This is a genomic window from Streptomyces blastmyceticus, assembly GCF_039521185.1.
GTDB classification, from domain to species: domain Bacteria; phylum Actinomycetota; class Actinomycetes; order Streptomycetales; family Streptomycetaceae; genus Streptomyces; species Streptomyces blastmyceticus.
The window spans coordinates 128,374-148,300 of sequence record NZ_BAAABW010000005.1; the positions used below are offsets into that span (position 1 = coordinate 128,374).

14 protein-coding genes and 1 tRNA gene are annotated in these 19,927 nt (G+C 71.0%); 2 read left to right on the forward strand and 13 right to left on the reverse strand.

The features are described from left to right. Window position 1: 1 nt before the first annotated feature. Entirely contained in the window at window positions 2–808 is an 807-nt protein-coding gene (locus ABD269_RS05835) for a DNA-formamidopyrimidine glycosylase family protein (protein WP_344116701.1), read from the forward strand. A gap of 15 nt (window positions 809–823) precedes the next feature. Here the strand turns inward: ABD269_RS05835 and ABD269_RS05840 are convergent, their stop codons facing one another. From ABD269_RS05840 to ABD269_RS05890, 11 genes are all read right to left on the reverse strand, one after another. Beyond that, window positions 824–1,132, reverse strand: coding sequence for a hypothetical protein (locus ABD269_RS05840; protein ID WP_344116703.1), 309 nt, complete (start codon window positions 1,130–1,132; stop codon window positions 824–826). Window positions 1,133–1,242: 110 nt separating this feature from the next. Further along, entirely contained in the window at window positions 1,243–1,470 is a 228-nt protein-coding gene (locus ABD269_RS05845; RefSeq protein ID WP_344116705.1) for a hypothetical protein, read from the reverse strand. Window positions 1,471–1,562: 92 nt separating this feature from the next. Continuing rightward, window positions 1,563–2,033 (reverse strand): Dps family protein, encoded by a 471-nt coding sequence (locus tag ABD269_RS05850; protein WP_301891914.1) that lies wholly within the window; start codon window positions 2,031–2,033, stop codon window positions 1,563–1,565. Window positions 2,034–2,210: 177 nt separating this feature from the next. Next, window positions 2,211–2,594 carry a helix-turn-helix domain-containing protein gene (locus ABD269_RS05855; RefSeq protein ID WP_086566431.1) on the reverse strand — a complete coding sequence of 128 codons (384 nt, stop codon included), beginning with the start codon at window positions 2,592–2,594 and terminating at the stop codon, window positions 2,211–2,213. Window positions 2,595–2,703: 109 nt separating this feature from the next. Next, the gene (locus tag ABD269_RS05860; protein ID WP_301891915.1) at window positions 2,704–3,237 is read right to left on the reverse strand and encodes a CinA family protein; all 534 of its coding nucleotides are present in this window, start codon (window positions 3,235–3,237) and stop codon (window positions 2,704–2,706) included. Continuing rightward, complete coding sequence (pgsA, locus tag ABD269_RS05865; protein ID WP_344116707.1) at window positions 3,234–3,881, reverse strand: CDP-diacylglycerol--glycerol-3-phosphate 3-phosphatidyltransferase; 648 nt, start codon at window positions 3,879–3,881, stop codon at window positions 3,234–3,236. Before pgsA ends, ABD269_RS05860 begins: the two co-directional genes overlap by 4 nt. Beyond that, entirely contained in the window at window positions 3,878–5,395 is a 1,518-nt protein-coding gene (gene rimO / locus ABD269_RS05870) for a 30S ribosomal protein S12 methylthiotransferase RimO (protein WP_301891917.1), read from the reverse strand. Before rimO ends, pgsA begins: the two co-directional genes overlap by 4 nt. A gap of 173 nt (window positions 5,396–5,568) precedes the next feature. Next, window positions 5,569–6,396, reverse strand: coding sequence for a helix-turn-helix domain-containing protein (locus ABD269_RS05875; RefSeq protein WP_344116710.1), 828 nt, complete (start codon window positions 6,394–6,396; stop codon window positions 5,569–5,571). Window positions 6,397–6,663: 267 nt separating this feature from the next. Beyond that, entirely contained in the window at window positions 6,664–9,432 is a 2,769-nt protein-coding gene (locus tag ABD269_RS05880; protein WP_344116712.1) for a DNA translocase FtsK, read from the reverse strand. A 104-nt stretch (window positions 9,433–9,536) separates the two neighbouring features. Continuing rightward, window positions 9,537–10,220, reverse strand: a complete 684-nt coding sequence (locus tag ABD269_RS05885; protein WP_301891920.1) for a response regulator — start codon at window positions 10,218–10,220, stop codon at window positions 9,537–9,539. Between the two features lie 274 nt (window positions 10,221–10,494). Further along, window positions 10,495–16,005 (reverse strand): HAMP domain-containing protein, encoded by a 5,511-nt coding sequence (locus ABD269_RS05890; RefSeq protein WP_344116714.1) that lies wholly within the window; start codon window positions 16,003–16,005, stop codon window positions 10,495–10,497. A 254-nt stretch (window positions 16,006–16,259) separates the two neighbouring features. Here ABD269_RS05890 and ABD269_RS05895 point away from each other — a divergent pair, with 254 nt between their 5' ends. Then, the gene (locus ABD269_RS05895) at window positions 16,260–18,878 is read left to right on the forward strand and encodes a SpoIIE family protein phosphatase (protein WP_301894292.1); all 2,619 of its coding nucleotides are present in this window, start codon (window positions 16,260–16,262) and stop codon (window positions 18,876–18,878) included. Between the two features lie 53 nt (window positions 18,879–18,931). Here ABD269_RS05895 and ABD269_RS05900 read toward each other — a convergent pair. Beyond that, window positions 18,932–19,007 (reverse strand) — tRNA-Thr (locus tag ABD269_RS05900). Between the two features lie 60 nt (window positions 19,008–19,067). After that, window positions 19,068–19,751, reverse strand: a complete 684-nt coding sequence (locus ABD269_RS05905; protein WP_344116716.1) for a DegT/DnrJ/EryC1/StrS family aminotransferase — start codon at window positions 19,749–19,751, stop codon at window positions 19,068–19,070. Window positions 19,752–19,927: the final 176 nt, after the last annotated feature.

Consider the following 19,927-nt stretch of genomic DNA (forward strand, 5'->3'; position numbering starts at 1 on the left):
CATGCCCGAAGGAGATACGGTCTGGCGCACCGCCCACGCCCTGCACCGCGCCCTCGCGGATCGCCCGCTCACCCGCTCCGACCTGCGCGTTCCCAAGCTCGCCACCGTCGATCTCACGGGTCGCCGCGTCACCGGGGTCGTCCCGCGCGGCAAGCACCTCCTCACGCGCGTCGAGGGCGGCCTCACCCTCCACTCGCACCTGAAGATGGACGGCGCGTGGCGGGTCTTCGCCCCCGGGGAGCACTGGCACGGCGGCCCGCAGCACCAGATCCGCGCCGTGCTGGCCAACGCCGACCGCACGGCGGTGGGCTACCGGCTCCCCGTCCTGGAACTGCTGCGCACGGCCGACGAGTCCACGGCCGTCGGCCACCTCGGCCCGGATCTCCTGGGCCCCGACTGGGACCCGGGGGAGGCGCTGCGGCGGCTGCTCGCCGATCCCGGGCGCCCCGTCGGCGAGGCCCTGCTCGACCAGCGCAACCTCGCCGGGATCGGCAATGTCTACAAATCCGAGCTGTGCTTCGTCCTCAGGATCTCGCCGTGGCTCCCGGTCTCACGGATCCCCGGGCCGGAGCGGCTGACGGCGCTCGCGAAGAGGTTCCTGGAGGCCAACAAGGCCAGGCCCGCGCGCATCACCACCGCCGACCCCCGCCCCGGCCACCAGCTGTGGGTGTACGGGCGGGCCGACCGGCCCTGCCGGCGCTGTGGCACGCTCCTGCGCTCCGCCGGTCAGGGGCAGCCCGGGCAGGAACGCCCCACCTACTGGTGTCCGCGCTGCCAGCCGGCCCCGGGCATTGACCCGAACGAGTGAAGGGGTCGGCCCGCGTCAACGGCCCCGCACTCCCCCGCCGCCGCGCCATATCCGGGCGGCCAGCCGCCGTGTCCACGCCCGGCCCCGGGACGGGCGGCGGGTCCAGGGCACGCAGTGCACGGGCAGCAGGCTCAGCCCCCAGCCGCCCGCGACGACCAGCCCCTCCACCGGCCCGGACCGCTCCGGCTGTGCGAGCAGCCGAAGCGCGGCACACCACCACACCCCGCCGAGCACCACCGCGGCCACCCAGCCGACCGGCCCCCGCGGCCCGCGCCCTCTCCGGGCGCCACGCCGTATCCCGCCCCAGAAGTCATGCCGGACCATGGCTGCCTCCTTCGGGCGACGGTAGACCGGCTTCCAGGGGCCGGAGAGAGCGCACCGGGCGGCGGCAGCGGCGTGCGTCGTTCCCGTACGCGCCCCGGGCGGCGGGCCCGTCAGCCGGGCGCTGTGCCGCGGAGCCGGTCCAGCTCCCGCTCCAGCTCCGTGATCCGGCGGTCCCGCTGGTGCAGGTCGACGATCAGCCGCTGCTCGCCCTCGTGGACGCCCTCCTGGTACACCAGCCGGACGAAGGCACCGGCCGTCGTCCGGTCGAGGTCCGAGACCACCACCAGCTCGTTCGTGAAGCGCACCACGGGGTGCTCGTCCGTGCCCTCCTCGCCCATGCCCTCAAGGAGAGCGCGACCGCGCGGCGCACGCCACCGGAAGTCGCGACGCGCCTCTCCGGGAGCCCGGCGGGGACGGGCGCCGGGCCCGCTCAGGCGTTCTCCGCCTGGAACATCCAGTGGTGCTTCTCCAGGTCCCCGGTCAGTCCGATGAGGATGTCCTGGGTGACCGGATCCGGGTCCCCCGTGTCCGTGATGCGCTCCCGCATCCGGGTGATCACGGCGTGCAGGGCGTCGACCAGGGTCTGCACCGCCGCGGTGTCCTTGTTCCAGCCGTCGCCCACCGGGGCGATGCCGCTGGTCTTGGCGACGGTCCCCGCCCGCCCGTCCGGTGCCACGCCCAGTGCCGAGGCGCGCTCGGCGACGGTGTCGGCGTGCAGGCGGGCGCTGGCGACGACCTCGTCCAGCTGGAGGTGGACCGAGCGGAAGCGCGGGCCCACCACGGTCCAGTGGACCTGTTTGGCCACGAGGGAGAGGTCCACCAGGTCGACCAGGGCGCCCTGGAGGGCGTCGCCCACGGTCTTCCGGTCCTTCTCGGTCAGCGGGCTCTTCACCACAGACATCCGCTTCTCCTGTTCGGGCTGGGAAAACTGTCCGCTCTGATCGGTTTGCTCCCCGTTTCCCCACCATCGCACAAAGGTCCCGACGGGGCCGGAAACGCGAAGATCCCGGTCAGACTCCTGACCGGGATCTTCGATGGAAAACAAACGCTTCCGGAACGAACGCCGTCCCGTACTCCCTCAGGCCGCGACCACGTCCACGGCCTCCGCGGGAGCCTTGATCGTCACACGCTCTCCCGGGACGCCCGTCACGGACGTCACGGACACCGAATTGAACATCGGCCGCATCGGCGCGGGTACCGGCTCACTCGCCGCCGCCGACTGCGCCAGCTCGGCGAGCGACAATTCGTCACTCACCTCGCGCATGACCTCGGACATCCGTACGTCCAGAGCGTCGCAGATTGCGGAGAGAAGCTCGGAGGACGCCTCTTTCTGCCCCCGCTCGACCTCGGAGAGGTAACCGAGCGAGACCCGGGCGGAAGAGGAGACCTCGCGCAGAGTGCGGCCCTGGCGCTGGCGCTGCCGACGCAGCACGTCACCCAGCAGGCGACGGAGCAAAATCATCGGTGGCTCCCTCCTTGGACCGCGAATCCGGATCCTTCACGCCCCACCGTACCGCCTCGGGCTCCGGCCGTGCGGGGAGCTATGTCGTGTTCACTCAGGGCTGCAAACATCAATTCCCCCCGTTGTGTTCCGTATCCTTTGCGCCCACGTTTTCTGTCAGTTCGCTCAGCAGCAGTTCCAGCACGGCCCGCACGCTTTCCCCGCGGATCCGACCCCGGTCACCGGTCAGCGCCAGTTCCCTGACGGCCGAGCGGCCCCCCGGTCCCGCGACGGCGACGAACACCGTACCGACCGGCCGGCCGTCCTGGGGCTCCGGCCCCGCGACCCCGGTCGTGGCCGTGCCCCAGTCGGCGTTCAGCAACGTCCGTACGCCGGCCGCCATCTGCCGCGCCACGTCCGGGTCGACGGCCCCGCGCCCGGCGAGCAGTTCCCCGTCCACGCCCAGGACGTCGCGCTTGACCTCGGAGGCGTACGCGGTGACCGAGCCGCGCACCGCGCGGGAGGCGCCCGGCACCGCGGTCAGCCCAGCCGCGACCAGGCCACCGGTGAGCGATTCGGCGGCCGCCACCGTCAGACCGCGGTCCACCAGGGCGGCCAGGACCGCCGCGGCCGGCGCCGGGGCGTCGTCCGTGGCCGCGCTCATCGCACGGCGTCCCGGCCGGCCCGCTCGCGCTGTGCGGCCAGCCCGGCCCGGCGCAGGACGAGGGCCTGCCGCACATAGTCGAGGCCGGTGTACACGGTCAACGCCACGGCCACCACCATCACCCAGAAGCGGGCAGTGGCCAACGGCCCGGTCAGCGCGAGGATGTACATCCCCACCGCCACGCCCTGGGCCAGCGTCTTCATCTTGCCGCCGCGGCTGGCCGGGATGACCCCGTGCTTGATGACCCAGAACCGCATCAGCGTGATGCCGACCTCGCGGAAGAGGATCACGCCCGTGACCCACCACGGCAGGAGATGCAGCGAGGACAGGCAGATCAGCGCCGCGCCCATGATCGCCTTGTCGGCGATCGGGTCGGCGATCTTGCCGAAGTCGGTGACCAGGTTGTACATCCGGGCCAGATGGCCGTCGAACAGGTCCGTGATCATGGCGACGGCGAACGCGGCCCAGGCGAAGGAGCGCCAGGCCGGGTCGGAACCGCCGTTATGGAGCATCAACAACACGAACCCGGGCACGAGCAGCAGCCGCACCATGGTGAGGATATTGGCGATGTTCCACAAACCGGCCGGCCTCATGGCCGATGCCGGGGCATGGCCTCCGGCAGCGGAGGCCGGGACTCCGGTCATCTGGCCGCCTCCTCGGTACACCCTCCGTCGCCCAGTGGCTCGGCGACGAGATCCACTCCCTCGGTCGCCACCACCTTGGCCACGACCATGCTGCCCGGGGCGAACTCCCGGTCCGTGGCGAGCCGCACCTGGCCGTCGGTCTCGGGCGCCTGGTGGGCGGCCCGGCCGAGCACGCCGTCCTCCTCGTCGATCCGGTCGACGAGTACTTCAATGGTCTCTCCGAGCCGCTCCTCCGCGCGCTGCGCGGTCAGCTCCTCGGCCAGCCGGGAGATGCGCTCCAGCCGCTCCGCCACGACCTCCGGGTCGAGCTTGTCCTCGTACGTGGCGGCCTCGGTGCCGTCCTCGTCGGAGTAGCCGAAGACGCCGATCGCGTCCAGGCGCGCACCGGTCAGGAAGCGCTCCAGCTCGGCCACGTCCTCCTCGGTCTCCCCGGGGAAGCCGACGATGAAGTTGGAGCGGGCACCCGCCTGCGGGGCCTTGGAGCGGATCTGGTCGAGCAGCTCCAGGAAGCGGTCGGTGTCGCCGAAGCGGCGCATCGCGCGCAGCACACCGGGCGCGGAGTGCTGGAAGGACAGGTCGAAATACGGCGCGATCTTGTCCGTCGAGGTCAGCACGTCGATCAGGCCCGGCCGCATCTCCGCGGGCTGGAGGTAGCTGACCCGGATGCGCTCCAGGCCGTCCACCGCCGCGAGCTCCGGCAGCAGCGTCTCCAGGAGCCGGATGTCGCCGAGGTCCTTGCCGTACGAGGTGTTGTTCTCGGAGACCAGCATGACCTCCTTCACGCCCTGCTCCGCGAGCCAGCGCGTCTCGCTCAGCACGTCGGAGGGGCGGCGGGAGATGAACGAGCCGCGGAAGGAGGGGATGGCGCAGAAGGAGCACCGGCGGTCGCAGCCGGAGGCGAGCTTGACCGAGGCGACGGGGCTGGTGCCGAGCCTGCGGCGGAGCGGCGCGCGCGGCCCGGAGGCCGGGGCGACGCCTTCCGGGAGGTCGGCCGGCGGCTCCTCCGCGGGCTCCTGGCCGGTTCCGGTCTGGGCGTGACCGGGCAGCGCCACCGCGGCGGTCTGCCGCTCGGCGGGGCTGATCGGCAGCAGCTTGCGCCGGTCGCGCGGGGTGTGGGAGGCGTGGACGCCACCGGAGAGGATGGTCTGGAGCCGGTCGGAGATGTCGGCGTAGTCGTCGAAACCGAGCACGCCGTCGGCCTCGGGCAGCGCCTCGGCGAGCTCCTTGCCGTACCGCTCGGCCATGCAGCCGACGGCGACCACGGCCTGGGTCCGGCCACCACGGCCGTCGGAGGACGCGGTCTTGAGATCGTTTGCTTCGAGGAGGGCGTCGACGGAGTCCTTCTTGGCGGCCTCGACGAAACCACAGGTGTTGACTACGGCCACATCGGCGTCGGCGGCGTCCTCGACGAGGTCCCAGCCATCCGCCGCCAAGCGGCCTGCCAGCTCCTCCGAGTCCACCTCGTTACGGGCGCAGCCAAGTGTGACAAGAGCGACGGTACGGCGTTCGGGCATAGGGCTCAGCCTACTTTGTCCCGGGGCCGCATCCGCTGCCGAGTGGCGACGAGTACCGAGAGGATGGTCACCCGGCGGCGCGCCGCGCTGGGTTCTCCCGGCGCTCGTCCACTCCTCCGATGCCTGGTCGGCGGCGTGCGGACGGCCGTACGGGGACCGGCCCCGGGCCCGCCTCAGCCCGCGACCGGGTCCCCCCTGGTGTAGCTCAGCCGCTGGACCTTGCCGTCGTCGGTCAGGTTCTTCACCTGCTTGCCGTTCACGAAGAGCTGCACCGCTCCGGCGTTGCCGAGCACGAGGTCGATGCGCTTGTTGTCGGTGAAGGTCTTGGAGTCGCCCTGCTTGAGCACGCCCTCTTCCAGCAGCTTGCCATTGTGGTCCTTGGCGGACATCCAGGTCTGGCCGTTCTGGGCGGTGAGCTTGACGGTGACCATGTTGGCGGGGACGCCGGCGATGGCGCTCTCGGACTGTTCGGGCTTGGGGTCGGCGGGCTTGGCCGGAGGGGCCTTTACGCTCGGGGACGCCGGGGGCTTGGCGGAGGGCGAGTCGGCCGCGACGGAGTCGCCCGAGCTCTTCGCGCCGCCGTTGAAGAGGGTGAACCCCACGAAGCCGACCACGGCGACGATCGCGGCCACCATGGCGGCCGTCCAGTTGGGCCGCCGGGGCTCCGGCCGGATGCGCTCGGCGTCGAACAGCGGCGCCGCGGGGGTCGGCGAGGGCCGCCCGCCGTACTGCGCGGCGTACTGCGTGAGCAGCTCGGCCGGATCCAGTCCGACGGTGCTCGCCAGCACGCGGATATGTCCTCGGGCGTAGACGTGGCCACCGCAGCGCGAGAAGTCGTCCTGCTCGATGGCCTGGACGATCGGAATGCGCACTCGGGTGGTCGAACTGACCTCTTCGACGGTCAGTCCTGCGCTGGTTCGGGCCTGCTGGAGAGCCTGGCCGATGGAAGGCCGGTCGTCGTCGTCCGCGGGAGTGTCCGCGGGAGAGTTGCCGATGGACACGTGGGCGCCTTTCGAGCGTGTAGCCACCTGCTGGAGGTTCAGTCTAGGGGGGATGCAAAAACATCGGGCAAGCGGAAAGACGGACTTTGTACGCCATCAGATGACTCTCGGACGCCGATGGTGGGACATCGGCCCGCCCCCTCTCTCCTCAACTCGGCGCGCAGCCGGGAGAAACGGTCGGCCGGTTCCTCTTCCGGGGGTTTCCCGGCCTCCGGCCTCCGTAGGGCGGCGCCGTCCCCGCCCCCCGGCCTGCGGTGTCCGGCCCGGCTAGGAACCGCCGTCCCCACGGATCACCGCGAGCACCGCGTCCAGCTCGTCGGGCTTGACCAGCACGTCGCGGGCCTTCGAACCCTCGCTCGGGCCCACGATGTTGCGCGACTCCATCAGATCCATGAGTCTGCCCGCCTTCGCGAATCCCACACGCAGTTTCCGCTGGAGCATCGAAGTGGAGCCGAACTGTGTGGAGACGACCAGTTCCGCGGCCTGGCAGAGCAGGTCCAGGTCGTCGCCGATGTCCTCGTCGATCTCCTTCTTCTTCGCGGTGCCGACCGTGACGTCGTCGCGGAAGACGGGCGCCATCTGGTCCTTGCAGTGCTGGACGACGCCGGCGACCTCCACCTCCGTCACGAAGGCGCCCTGCATGCGGGTGGGCTTGCCCGCCCCCATCGGCAGGAAGAGGCTGTCGCCCTTGCCGATCAGCTTCTCGGCGCCCGGCTGGTCGAGGATGACCCGGCTGTCGGCGAGCGAGGAGGTGGCGAAGGCGAGCCGGGACGGCACGTTCGCCTTGATGAGGCCGGTGACGACGTCGACGGACGGCCGCTGGGTGGCGAGCACGAGGTGGATGCCGGCGGCCCGCGCGAGCTGGGTGATGCGGACGATCGAGTCCTCGACGTCCCGCGGGGCGACCATCATCAGGTCCGCGAGCTCGTCGACGATCACCAGGAGGTACGGATACGGCGACAGGTCGCGGCCGCTGCCCTCCGGGGGCTTGACCTTGCCGTTGCGCACGGCCGCGTTGAAGTCGTCGATGTGCCGGAAGCCGAACGCCGCCAGGTCGTCGTAGCGCAGGTCCATCTCGCGGACCACCCACTGCAGGGCCTCGGCGGCCCGCTTGGGGTTGGTGATGATCGGCGTGATCAGGTGCGGGATGCCCTCGTAGGCCGTCAGCTCGACGCGCTTGGGGTCGATGAGGACCATGCGCACGTCGTCGGGGGTCGCCCGGATCATGACCGAGGTGATCAGGCAGTTGATGCAGGACGACTTTCCGGAGCCGGTGGCTCCGGCGACCAGGATGTGCGGCATCTTCGTCAGGTTGGCCATCACATAGCCGCCCTCGACGTCCTTGCCCAGGGCGACGAGCATCGGGTGCTCGTCACCGGCGGCGTCCGCCAGCCGCAGCACGTCGCCGAGGTTGACCATCTCGCGGTCGGTGTTGGGGATCTCGATGCCGACCGCGGACTTGCCGGGGATCGGGCTGATGATCCGTACGTCCGGGCTGGCGACGGCGTAGGCGATGTTCTTGGCGAGTGCGGTGATCCGCTCGACCTTGACGGCCGGGCCCAGCTCCACCTCGTAGCGCGTGACCGTCGGGCCGCGGGTGAAGCCGGTGACGGCCGCGTCGACCTTGAACTCCGCGAACACGTTCGTCAGTGCGGCCACTATGGCGTCGTTGGCGGCGCTGCGGGCTTTCCCCGGGCCGCCGCGCTCCAGCAGGTCGAGCGAGGGCAGCGCGTAGGTGATGTCGCCGGACAGCTGGAGCTGCTCGGCGCGGGCGGGCAGCCCCTGCGAGGGCTCTGGCGCGGCCTTGGTGAGGTCGGGGACGCCCGTGGGCCGCCCCGCCTTCGCGGTGCCGCGCGCGCCCGGCACCGCGCCGGACCGCTCGGCTCCGGCCTCCGGCGCGCTCCGCGGCCCGGCCTCCCGCTCGGTCGAGATGCCGCTGCTGAGCCCGGCGACGAGCGGCGACGGCTGCACCCCGTGGAGGACCGCGCCGTCCAGCGAGGCGGCGGCCGCGGCGGCCACGTCGACGGCGTCCAGCGGCCGGTCCGCCGGGGGCTGCACGGCGCGCGGCCGGCGGCGCCTGCCGAGCGCCTCCTCCTCGGCGCTCTCCACGTCCACGGGGGCGGCCGCCGCACGGCGGGGCCGCCGGGCGGGGGCCTCGCGCCATTCGTCGTCGTACTCCGCGTACTCCGGCTCGGTCTCGTACTCCCCCGGATAGGGCTCGATCACCCCGAGCCGCACCCCGAGCCTGCGCAGCCGCTGGGGGATGGTGTTGACCGGGGTGGCCGTGACCACCAGCAGTCCGAAGACGGTCAGCAGGACGAGCAGGGGGACGGCCAGCACCTCGCCGACCGTGACGATCAGGGGTTCGGCGGCGACCCAGCCGATCAGGCCGCCCGCGTTGCGCAGGGCCTCCTCGCCGTCGCCCCGGCCGGGCGAGCCACAGGCCACGTGGACCTGCCCGAGGACGCCGATCACCAGCGCGGACAGGCCGATCACGATCCGCCCGTTGGCCTCGGGCCGTTCCGGGTGGCGGATCAGCCGGATCGCGATGACGCCGAGGAGTATCGGCACGACGAGATCCAGGCGGCCGAAGGCGCCGGTGATGAGCATCTGCACCAGCTCGCCGACCGGGCCCTGGAGGTTGGACCAGGTGCCCGCGGCGACGATCAGGGCGAGGCCGAGGAGCAGCAGCGCCTGGCCGTCCTTGCGGTGCGCCGGGTCGAGGTTCTTGGCGCCCCGGCCGACCCCGCGGAAGAGCGCGCCGACAGCGTGCGCCACACCCAGCCACACGGCCTTGACGAGGCGGTAGATGCCACCGGTCGCGGACGGCGCGGGCTTGGGCGCCGCCTTCTTGGCGACGGCCTTCTTGGCGGGCGCCTTGCGCGGTGCCGCCTTCTTCGCGGGCGCCTTGCCCACGGGCTTGAGCGCCGCTTTTTTCGCGGGCGCCTTCTTGGCCGCGCCCGCGGGTCGTCCGGCGCGCTGCTTCGAGGTGCCCGCCGTGCTCTGGGAACCCTTGCCGGACGTACGTGAGGCCATGGTGCCGAGGTTACCGTCGTCGGACGTGAGGGACACCTGCGCCCATGCGTTCACCCATTCGTGTCGCGCTCCGGCGGTGCCGAGGGTGACGCGGCGTCAGGGGGTCAGCTGGGCGAGGGAAGCGGGCTCGCGCCACTGCCGGTGCCCGGCTCCAGGGCGTCCAGCGCCCGCCGCAGCCCGGTGAGTTTGCGCTCCAGGTGGGCGGCGGTGGCGACGGCCGCCGCGTCGGCGGACTCGTCGAGCTGCTTGGTGAGCGCCTCGGCCTGCTCCTCCACGGCGGCGAGCCGCGCGGAGAGCTCGGCGAGCAGCCCCGCGGGCTCCTGGGCCGCAGCCGCGCCGGCCCGGCCCTGGCCGTTCTCCAGCTGGAGGCGCAACAGGGCCGCTTGCTCGCGCAGCTGGCAGTTCTTCATGTACAGCTCGACGAACACCGAGACCTTGGCGCGCAGCACCCAGGGGTCGAACGGCTTGGAGATGTAGTCCACGGCGCCCGCCGCGTAACCGCGGAAGGTGTGGTGCGGGCCGTGGTTGATGGCGGTGAGGAAGATGATCGGGATGTCGCGGGTCCGCTCCCGCCGCTTGATGTGCGCGGCGGTCTCGAAACCGTCCATGCCGGGCATCTGGACATCCAGCAGGATCACTGCGAAGTCGTCCGTCAGCAGCGCCTTGAGCGCTTCCTCCCCTGACGATGCCCGCACCAGTGTCTGATCGAGCGCCGAGAGGATCGCCTCCAGCGCCAGCAGATTTTCCGGCCGGTCATCGACCAGGAGGATCTTGGCCTTCTGAACCATGCCCCGTCCTCCTCGTCCCGGCTTGGGGTCTCCCCAGCTCGAAGAGCCGGGGGAAGCACCGGGCGCCGCCCCAGGGGACGACTCCCTTGCGCCGCCCGTCCTTGTGCCGGTCATGGTAGCCGCACCCTGCCGGTCGCCACACCCTGTCACCACGATGTCACTGTGCACGTAGCGGAAACGTAGTGGGGGACCAGAAGGTTCCCCGAATCCCGTGCTCCCACACGTCTTCGGCCACAGTCTGTCAACAGGTGGTCAGGAACCGTCCGGTTACCCGTCACTCGGCGCGCATCCACTGCTCCATCACCGTCAGCAGATGGTCCGTATCAACCGGCTTGGTGACATAGTCGGAAGCCCCGGCGTCGATGCTCTTCTCCCGGTCGCCCTTCATCGCCTTGGCCGTGAGCGCGATGATGGGCAGGCCCGCGAACTGCGGCATCCTGCGGATCGCGGCCGTCGTGGCGTAGCCGTCCATCTCCGGCATCATGATGTCCATCAGGACCACCACGACGTCGTCGTGCTGCTCCAGGACCTCGATCCCCTCGCGGCCGTTCTCCGCGTAGAGCACCGACAGCCCGTACTGCTCCAGGACGCTCGTGAGGGCGAACACATTGCGGATGTCGTCGTCGACGATCAGCACCTTCTCGCCGTGGAAGGCCCCTCCGAAGCCCTTGCCGAACCCGTGGCTCGACGGTTGCTCTGCGTCACCGGTCGACTCATTCAGCCAGGAGCCCTCCTCCGGGACGGACGCGGGTTCGGACGCCGGGGCGGATGCCCCCGTGCCGACGCCGGACGGGCCGGGCAGCGCGGGCCACTGCCCCGCCGCCTGCGCGGCGCGCCGGCGGCGCAGGAAGAGCCCGGCCGCCCCGCGCGCGGGCTCGGCGGCGGACGGGTCGGAGTGGTCGCCCCCGCCCCCCGCGCCGGCCGACGGCTCCGGCACGGCGAGACCGTGGACGCCCGGCGTGAGCTGCGGATAGCCCTGGGGCGGCAGCTCACCCGTGTTGAGCGGGAGGTAGAGGGTGAAGGTGGAGCCACGGCCCGGCTCGCTCGCCGCGTGGATCTCACCGCCCAGCAGCCGGGCGATCTCCCGGCTGATGGACAGCCCGAGGCCCGTACCGCCGTACTTGCGGCTGGTCGTCCCGTCCGCCTGCTTGAACGCCTCGAAGATCACCCGCATCTTGCTCGCGGCGATGCCGATCCCCGTGTCCGTGACCGAGAAGGCGATCACGTCGCCGTCCGCGTCGCGCAGCGAACCCGCCTCCAGCAGCTGCTCCCGGATGCTGTCCGGCACGTCACCGCCCGCCGGGCGGATGACGAGCTCGACCGCGCCGGTGTCGGTGAACTTCACCGCGTTCGACAGCAGGTTGCGCAGCACCTGGAGCAGCCGCTGCTCGTCCGTGTGCAGCGTCGCCGGGAGCTCCGGCGAGACCCGTACGGAGAAGTCGAGCCCCTTCTCCGCCGTCAGCGGCCGGAAGGTGGCCTCCACGTAGTCCACGAGCTGCACCAGGGCGATACGGGTCGGACTGACGTCCATCTTGCCCGCCTCGACCTTCGACAGGTCCAGGATGTCGTTGATGAGCTGGAGCAGGTCCGAGCCCGCGCCGTGGATGGTCTCCGCGAACTCGACCTGCTTCGGGGAGAGGTTGCCCTCGGCGTTGTCGGCGAGCAACTTGGCGAGGATCAGCAGCGAGTTGAGCGGCGTCCGCAGCTCGTGCGACATGTTGGCCAGGAACTCGGACTTGTAGCGCATCGAGACGGCGAGCTGCTCGGCACGCTCCTCAAGGACCTGCCGGGCCTCCTCGATCTCGGTGTTCTTCACCTCGATGTCGCGGTTCTGCCGGGCGAGCCGCTCGGACTTCTCCTCCAGCTCGGCGTTGGAGATCTCCAGCGCCTTCTGCCGGTTCTCCAACTCCGCCGACCGCTCGCGCAGTTGCTCCGTCAGCTCCTGCGACTGCTTGAGCAGCACCTCGGTCTTGGTGTTGACGCTGATGGTGTTGACGCTCGTGCCGATCATCTCGGCGATCTGGTTGAGGAAGTCCTTCTGGATCTGCGCGAACGGCTGGAAGGACGCCAGCTCGATCACACCGAGCACCTGCCCCTCGAAGAGCACGGGCAGCACGATGACGTGAGCGGGCGGCGCCTCCCCCAGACCGGAGGCGATCTTCAGATAGCCCGGCGGGACGTTCTCCACCAGGATCGTGCGCTTCTCCTGTGCGGCGGTGCCGATGAGCGTCTCGCCCGGCCGGAAGGAGGTGGGCATCGAGCCCATCGAGTAGCCGTAGGAGCCGAGCATCCGGAGCTCGTACGCGTCCTCGGCCGCCTGGCCGCCCGTCGGCATCGCCAGGAAGAACGCGCCGTGCTGCGCGGAGACCACGGGCGTCAGCTCGCTCATGATCATCCCGGCGACGTCCTCCAGATCGCGGCGGCCCTGCATCAGGCCGGAGATCCGGGCGAGGTTGCCCTTGAGCCAGTCCTGCTCCTTGTTGGCGAGCGTGGTCTCGCGGAGGTTGGCGATCATCGTGTTGATGTTGTCCTGGAGCTCCAGGATCTCGCCGGCCGCGTCCACGTCGATCTTGAGGTTGAGATCGCCGCGGGTCACCGCGGTGGCGACCTCGGCGATGGCACGCACCTGCCGGGTGAGGTTCCCGGCCATCTCGTTCACCGACTCGGTGAGGTCGCGCCAGGTGCCGTCCACGTCGCGCACCCGCGCCTGACCGCCCAGCTGGCCCTCGGTGCCGACCTCGCGGGCCACCCGGGTCACCTGGTCGGCGAAGGACGACAGCTGGTCGACCATCGTGTTGATGGTGGTCTTCAGCTGGAGGATCTCACCGCGCGCGTCGATGTCGATCTTCTTCGTCAGGTCGCCCTGGGCGATGGCGGTGGTCACCATCGCGATGTTGCGGACCTGGCCGGTCAGGTTGGACGCCATCGAGTTCACGGACTCGGTGAGGTCCTTCCACGTGCCGCTGACGCCCAGGACCCGCGCCTGGCCGCCGAGGATCCCGTCGGTGCCGACCTCGCGCGCCACGCGCGTGACCTCGTCCGCGAAGGAGGACAGCGTCGTCACCATGGTGTTGACGGTGTCGGCCAGCTGCGCGACCTCGCCGCGCGCCTCGACCGTCACCTTCTTGGTCAGGTCACCGTTGGCAACGGCGGCTGCAACCTGCGAGATGTTGCGGACCTGACTGGTGAGGTTGTTCGCCATCAGGTTGACGTTGTCGCTGAGGTCCTTCCAGATGCCGGTGACGTCCCGCACCCGTGCCTGGCCGCCCAGCTGTCCCTCGGTGCCCACCTCGCGGGCCACCCGCGTGACCTGCTCGGCGAAGTCCGACAGCTGGTCCACCATCGTGTTCACGGTGGTGACCAGTTCGAGGATCTCGCCCTTCGCGTCGACCGTGATCTTCTTCGAGAGGTCGCCCTTGGCCACCGCCGTCGTCACCTCGGCGATGTTGCGCACCTGGGAGGTGAGGTTGTTCGCCATGAAGTTGACGGACTGCGTGAGGTCCTTCCAGGTGCCGGAGACCCCCTGCACCTCGGCCTGACCGCCGAGGATGCCCTCGGTGCCCACCTCCCTCGCCACCCGTGTCACCTGCTCGGCGAACGAGGACAGCTGGTCGACCATGGTGTTGAGGGTGTTCTTCAGCTCCAGGATCTCGCCCCGGGCATCCACGTCGATCTTCTGCGAGAGGTCGCCCCGGGCCACCGCGGTGGCGACACCGGCGATGTTGCGCACCTGGGCGGTCAGGTTCCCCGCCATGCCGTTGACGGAGTCCGTCAGATCGCGCCACACCCCGGCCACGCCCGGCACCTGCGCCTGGCCGCCGAGCCGCCCGTCCGTACCGACCTCGCGGGCGACCCTGGTCACCTGCTCGGCGAAGGCGGAGAGCTGGTCGACCATCGTGTTGATGGTGTTCTTCAGCTCCAGGATCTCGCCCCGGGCATCCACGTCGATCTTCTGCGAGAGGTCACCGCGCGCGACGGCCGTCGTCACCTGGGCGATCTGCCGGACCTGCGAAGTGAGGTTGCCGGCCATGAAGTTGACGGAGTCGGTGAGCTCCTTCCAGGTGCCGCTGACGCCGTCCACCCGGGCCTGGCCGCCGAGCCGCCCCTCGGTGCCCACGTCGCGGGCCATCCGGGTCACCTGGTCGGCGAACGAGGACAGCTGGTCCACCATGGTGTTCACGGTGTTCTTCAACTGGAGCATCTCGCCGGACACATCGACGGTGACCTTCTGCGAGAGGTCGCCGTTGGCCACGGCCGTCGTCACCTGCGCGATGTTGCGCACCTGTCCGGTGAGGTTGCGGAAGGCGGTGTTCACCGAATCGGTGAGGTCCTTCCACGTGCCCGCCGCACCCGGCACCGCCGCCTGGCCGCCCAGCTCGCCCTCGACGCCGATCTCCCGCGCCACACGCGTCACTTCGGAGCCGAAGGCCGAGAGCTGGTCGACCATCGTGTTGACGGTGTTCTTCAACTCCAGCATCTCGCCGGACACATCGACGGTGACCTTCTGGCCGAGGTCGCCGTTGGCCACCGCGGTCGTCACCTGGGCGATGTCCCTCACCTGGGTGGTGACGTTACGGAACGCGGTGTTGACGGAATCGGTGAGGTCCTTCCACGTACCCGCAGCACCCGGCACCTGCGCCTGACCGCTGAGCAGGCCCTCGACGCCGACCTCGCTGGCCACCCGCGTGACCTCGTCGGCGAAGGTCCGCAGCGTCTCCGTCATCTGGTTGATCGTCTCGGCCAGCTGCGCGACCTCGCCGCGCGCGCTCACCGTCACCTTCTGCGACAGGTCGCCGTTCGCGACCGCCGTGGTGACCTGGGCGATCCCGCGCACCTGGGCCGTCAGATTGCCGGCCATGAGGTTGACCGAGTCCGTCAGGTCCTTCCAGACCCCCGCGACACCGGGCACCTGCGCCTGGCCGCCCAGCTCGCCCTCCGTACCCACCTCACGCGCGACCCGGGTCACCTCGGAGGCGAAGGACGACAGCTGGTCGACCATCGTGTTGACGGTGTTCTTGAGCTCCAGCATCTCCCCGGCCACATGGACGGTGACCTTCCGGGAGAGATCGCCCTTCGCGACCGCGGTCGTCACCAGCGCGATGTCCCGCACCTGGGCGGTGAGCCGGGACGCCATGGTGTTGACGGAATCCGTGAGGTCCTTCCACGAACCCGACATCCCGCGCACCCGGGCCTGCCCGCCCAGCTTGCCCTCGGTGCCGACCTCGCTCGCCACCCGCGTCACCTCGTCGGTGAACGCCGACAGCTGGTCCACGAGGCCGTTGACGGTGCGCCCCACCTTGAGGAACTCGCCCCGCAGCGGGTGCGCCGCCCCGTCCGCCCCCTGCGACCGCAGGTCCATCCGCTGCTCCAGGTCGCCCTCGGCCACCGCCGACAGCACCCGGCCCACCTCGGACACCGGCCGCACGAGATCGTCGACCAGGGCGTTGGACGCGTCGATCGCCGCCGCCCACGCCCCCTCGCAGGCCCCGACCTCCAGCCGTTCCGTGAGCTTTCCCTCACGCCCGACCACCCGGCGCACCCGCGCCAGCTCGCCCGTCAGCTGCATGTTGCGGTCGGCGACCTCGTTGAAGACCGCCGCGATCTCGGCCATCACGCCGTCGTCGGCGACCGTCAGTCGCTTCCGGAAGTTCCCGTCCCGCATCGCGGAGAGAGCCGACAGCAGCCGGTTCAGGGCCGCCGTGTCCACTTCCGTCGTCCCATTGGCCCGGGACCGTCCGCCCTTCGCGCGCGTGCTCACGCCCCGCGCCGCTGCGCCAGACTCCACCGTGTCCCTCCCGCTGGGTTCGATCATCCTCGTCGGGCTTCCGTTGCAATCTTCCCCAGTGTTTCACCCCGGCCCAACCAGGCCATAACAGTTCGGCAGCATCGCACATGGTCCGCGGGCACTCCCAAGGTGGAATCAGCGCGCACCGGCCTCCGCCCGTGCGGTGAGGGTAAGTAACCTGGCAATCGACCGGGGCAATGGAGGGGCGCTGCGACATGGGTGAGCAGATCGCCGAGACCTACACGAGGAGACCTGTGATCACCGCGCGGGCAGCCGCCACCTTCGAGCCGGTCGGACGCTCGGTCGCCTCCGCCCGTGCCTTCGTCCGGGACACTCTCCAGGGCTGGGGCTTTCCCGACATCATCGACGACGCCGTCGTCCTGACCAGCGAACTCGTCACCAACGCCGTCGTCCACGCCGGCACCGCCGCCGACGTCCTGTGCATGCGCACGGACACCGGCGTGCGCGTGGAGGTCGCCGACCACTATCCGGACCGCGAGCTGCCGCTCCAGAGCTCCGCCCGCCGGCTCGGCGGCGTCGACCGCGAGGGCGGCCGCGGTCTGCTGCTCTGCGCGGCCCTGGCGACCCGCTGGGGCGTGGAGTACAGCAGCACCCACAAGCAGGTGTGGTTCCAGCTCGACCTGCCCGACCGCCCGGCCGGAACGCGCTCCGCGGGCCCCGCGCTCCCCGCGGAGGCCCTGCCCGTCGCCGACGCCCGCGTCCGCGTCGCGGTCGTCCAGATCGACCACGGCGGCATCATCAGCGCCTGGAACGAGGACGCGCAGGCCATGTTCGGCTTCCCCGCCGACAAGGTCACCGGAAAGCCCCTCACGGACTTCGCCGCCTGGCCGCACACCCCCGGCACCTCGACCGGCATCGCCGAGGCCCTGCGGCTCTCCCGCTGGGAAGGCTCGTACGGCATAAGGGACGCCGACGGCCGCATCACCCCGGTCTACGCCTCCCACCTGCGCGTACGGGACAACGCGGGCGCGCCTTCCACGGTCTGCCTGCTCGTGCGCGAGGAGGAGCGCGCGGTCCTCCAGAGCTTCCAGCGCTCGCCCGCGACGGACGCCGCGAGCAGCGAGCGCGGCACCGCCACGGACCCCTTCGAGGTCTTCATCGGCTCCCCCGCGCCCGACGATCTCGACGGCCTCCTCCAGCGCACCGTCGAGCGCGCCCGCGACATGCTCGACGGGGACGCGGCCTATCTGCTGCTCGCCACCGACGACGAGACCGAGCTGGAGGTCCGCGCCTCCACCGGTCTCCCGTCCGCCCGCCAGCGCTTCGCCCGCGTCCCCGTCGAAGCGGGCACGGGCCGCTATGGCTCGGCCCGGATGCCCGCGGTCCACGAGGACCTCGCCGTCATCCCCGGTGCCGTGCCCCTGCTGGCCGACACCGGCATGCGCTCCGTCGTCACCGTCCCCCTCAAGGTCGAGGGCCGTCTCACCGGCTCGCTCGGCGTCGCCGCCGAGGCCCCCGGACGCTACACCAACGAAGAGGCCCTGCGGCTCCAGTTCGCCGCCGACCGTATCGCCCTCGCCGTCGAACGCGCCCGCCTCAACGAGCTCGAACGTCTGCGCCGCGGTTCGCTCTCCTTCCTCGTGGAGGCCTCCGATCTGCTCGCGGGCACCCTCGACCGGGACCAGACGCTGGCCCTGATGGCCCAGATGACCGTGCCCACGCTCGCCACCTGGTGCGCCGTCTACACCGTCGCCGACCCCGCATCCGACCCCGAGCTGTCGTACGTCCTGCACGAGGACGAGGACCGCATCGACGGCCTCAAGACCTTGCTCGGCAAGCTCGCGCCGCCGGAGCCCGTCCCCACGCCCGGTGCCCGCGTCTGGACGGCACCCGCCGAGGCCGCGCACTCCGCGGCGCTGCGCAGCTCCCTGCGCAGCCTCGGCCTGTCCGACATCACCCGGACCGCCGGGCCGAGCACGTCACTCGCGACGGCGGCCGCCGTCGGCGGCGAGACGGTCGTGCTGCCGCTCGTGGCCCGCAACCGCGTCATCGGCATGCTCACCCTCGGCAAGCCCACCGACGACCACTTCCGCCAGGAGATCCTGGAGCTCGCGGAGGACCTCTCGCGCCGGGCGGCGCTCGCCCTGGACAACGCCCGCCTCTACAGCGAGCGCACTGCCATCAGCCAGTCCCTCCAGCGCAGCCTGCTGCCGCCGGAGCTGCCCCACGTGGCCGGCGTCGAGGTCGACGTCATCTACCGCGCGGCCGGCGAGGGCAACGAGGTCGGCGGCGACTTCTACGACCTCTTCCCGATCCGTGACGGCGCCTACGGCTTCGCGATCGGCGACGTCTGCGGCACGGGCCCGGAGGCCGCCGCGGTCACCGGTCTCGCCCGGCACGCGCTGCGCCTCCTCGCCCGCGAGGGCTACGGCGGCCCCGCGGTCCTGGAGCGGCTCAACGCCGCCATCCTCGACGAGGGGGCCCGCAGCCGCTTCCTCACCCTCCTGTACGGCGAGCTGTGGCCGCAGGAGGACGGCAGCGCGATCCTCAAGGTCGTCTGCGCGGGTCACCCGCTGCCGCTGCGCCTGCGCCCGGACGGCACGGTGGAGCCCGCGGCGGACCCCCAGCCCCTGCTGGGCGTCATGGAGGACCTGGAGCTGTACGAGCAGACGGTCACCCTCGACCCGGGCGACGTCCTGCTGTGCGTCACGGACGGCGTGACCGAGCGCCGCGAGGGCGCCCGCATGCTGGGTGACGACGGCCTGAGCGACGTCCTGTCGAACTGTACGGGCCTGACGGCGGGCGCGGTCGCCGCGCGCATCCTGCGCGCCGTGGAGCGGTTCGCCGCCGAACCCGCCTCCGACGACATGGCGATTCTGGCGATGCGCGTTCCCGCTCTGCACGAGGACTGATCGCGCCGGGACAGCAGAAAGGCCCCCGCCTGATGGCGGGGGCCTTTCCTTTATGGAGCCCCAATACGGAATCGAACCGTAGACCTTCTCCTTACCATGGAGACGCTCTGCCGACTGAGCTATTGGGGCCGGCAACGAGATAAAGCATACCCGACGTTCGCACGTCCTTTTGACCACCTGGTCACTCCGTCAGGCGGCCACCCGCAACAGCCCTCCGAGCGCGTTGCACGCGGACACCACACGGTGCAGTTCCCGCTGTGTCGTCAACGCGTCCACGGGCAGCGCGAGGCATTCATCGGCGGCCCGCTCCGTCTCCGCCAGCCACAACTCACGCCTGAACGCCGCGGTCCGGTGCACCGGAGTCTGTACGGGCACCTGGCACCACACCCGACGGGCCCGCAGCGCCCGGGCGAACGCGTCCCGGTCCGGCCGCCCGTTGCCGGGCACCCGCACCACGTACGAGCCGTAGCTGTGCGGGAGTTCGGGCGCCATGGGCGGGGTCAGCACCCCGGTGAGCCGCGCGTTCAGATAAGCGGCGTTCTCCCGGCGCCTCCTGGTGTCCTCGTCCACGGGACGCAGCGGCTCGTACTCGATGACGAGCAGCCCGCGGGCGGCGGCGACGGCCTTCAGCCCCGCCAAGTCCGCGCGGTGGCCGAAGAGATGAACGGGCATCACGGCGGCGGTACGCAGCGTCAGTGCGGCGGCGACGGAGACCGGGTCGAGACAGAGGCTGTACGGGTCGATGTCCGCGAACACGGGCACCGCGCCGGCCTGACGGACCGCCTCCGCCGCCCCTGTGGTGGCGTACGAGGGCACAACGACCTCGTCACCTGCGCCGATCCCCGCTGCCGTGAGCCTCTCCACTGTCCCCATGGAAGGGAGGGTGACGGCAGGACGTTAACGTGGAGTGACGCTCTGCACTTCATCATGAAAACAAAAAAGCTCCGTTATCTGAACCGAGGTCCAGATAACGGAGCTTTTTGAAAATTTGTTCGGCGGCGTCCTACTCTCCCACACGGTCCCCCATGCAGTACCATCGGCGCTGAAAG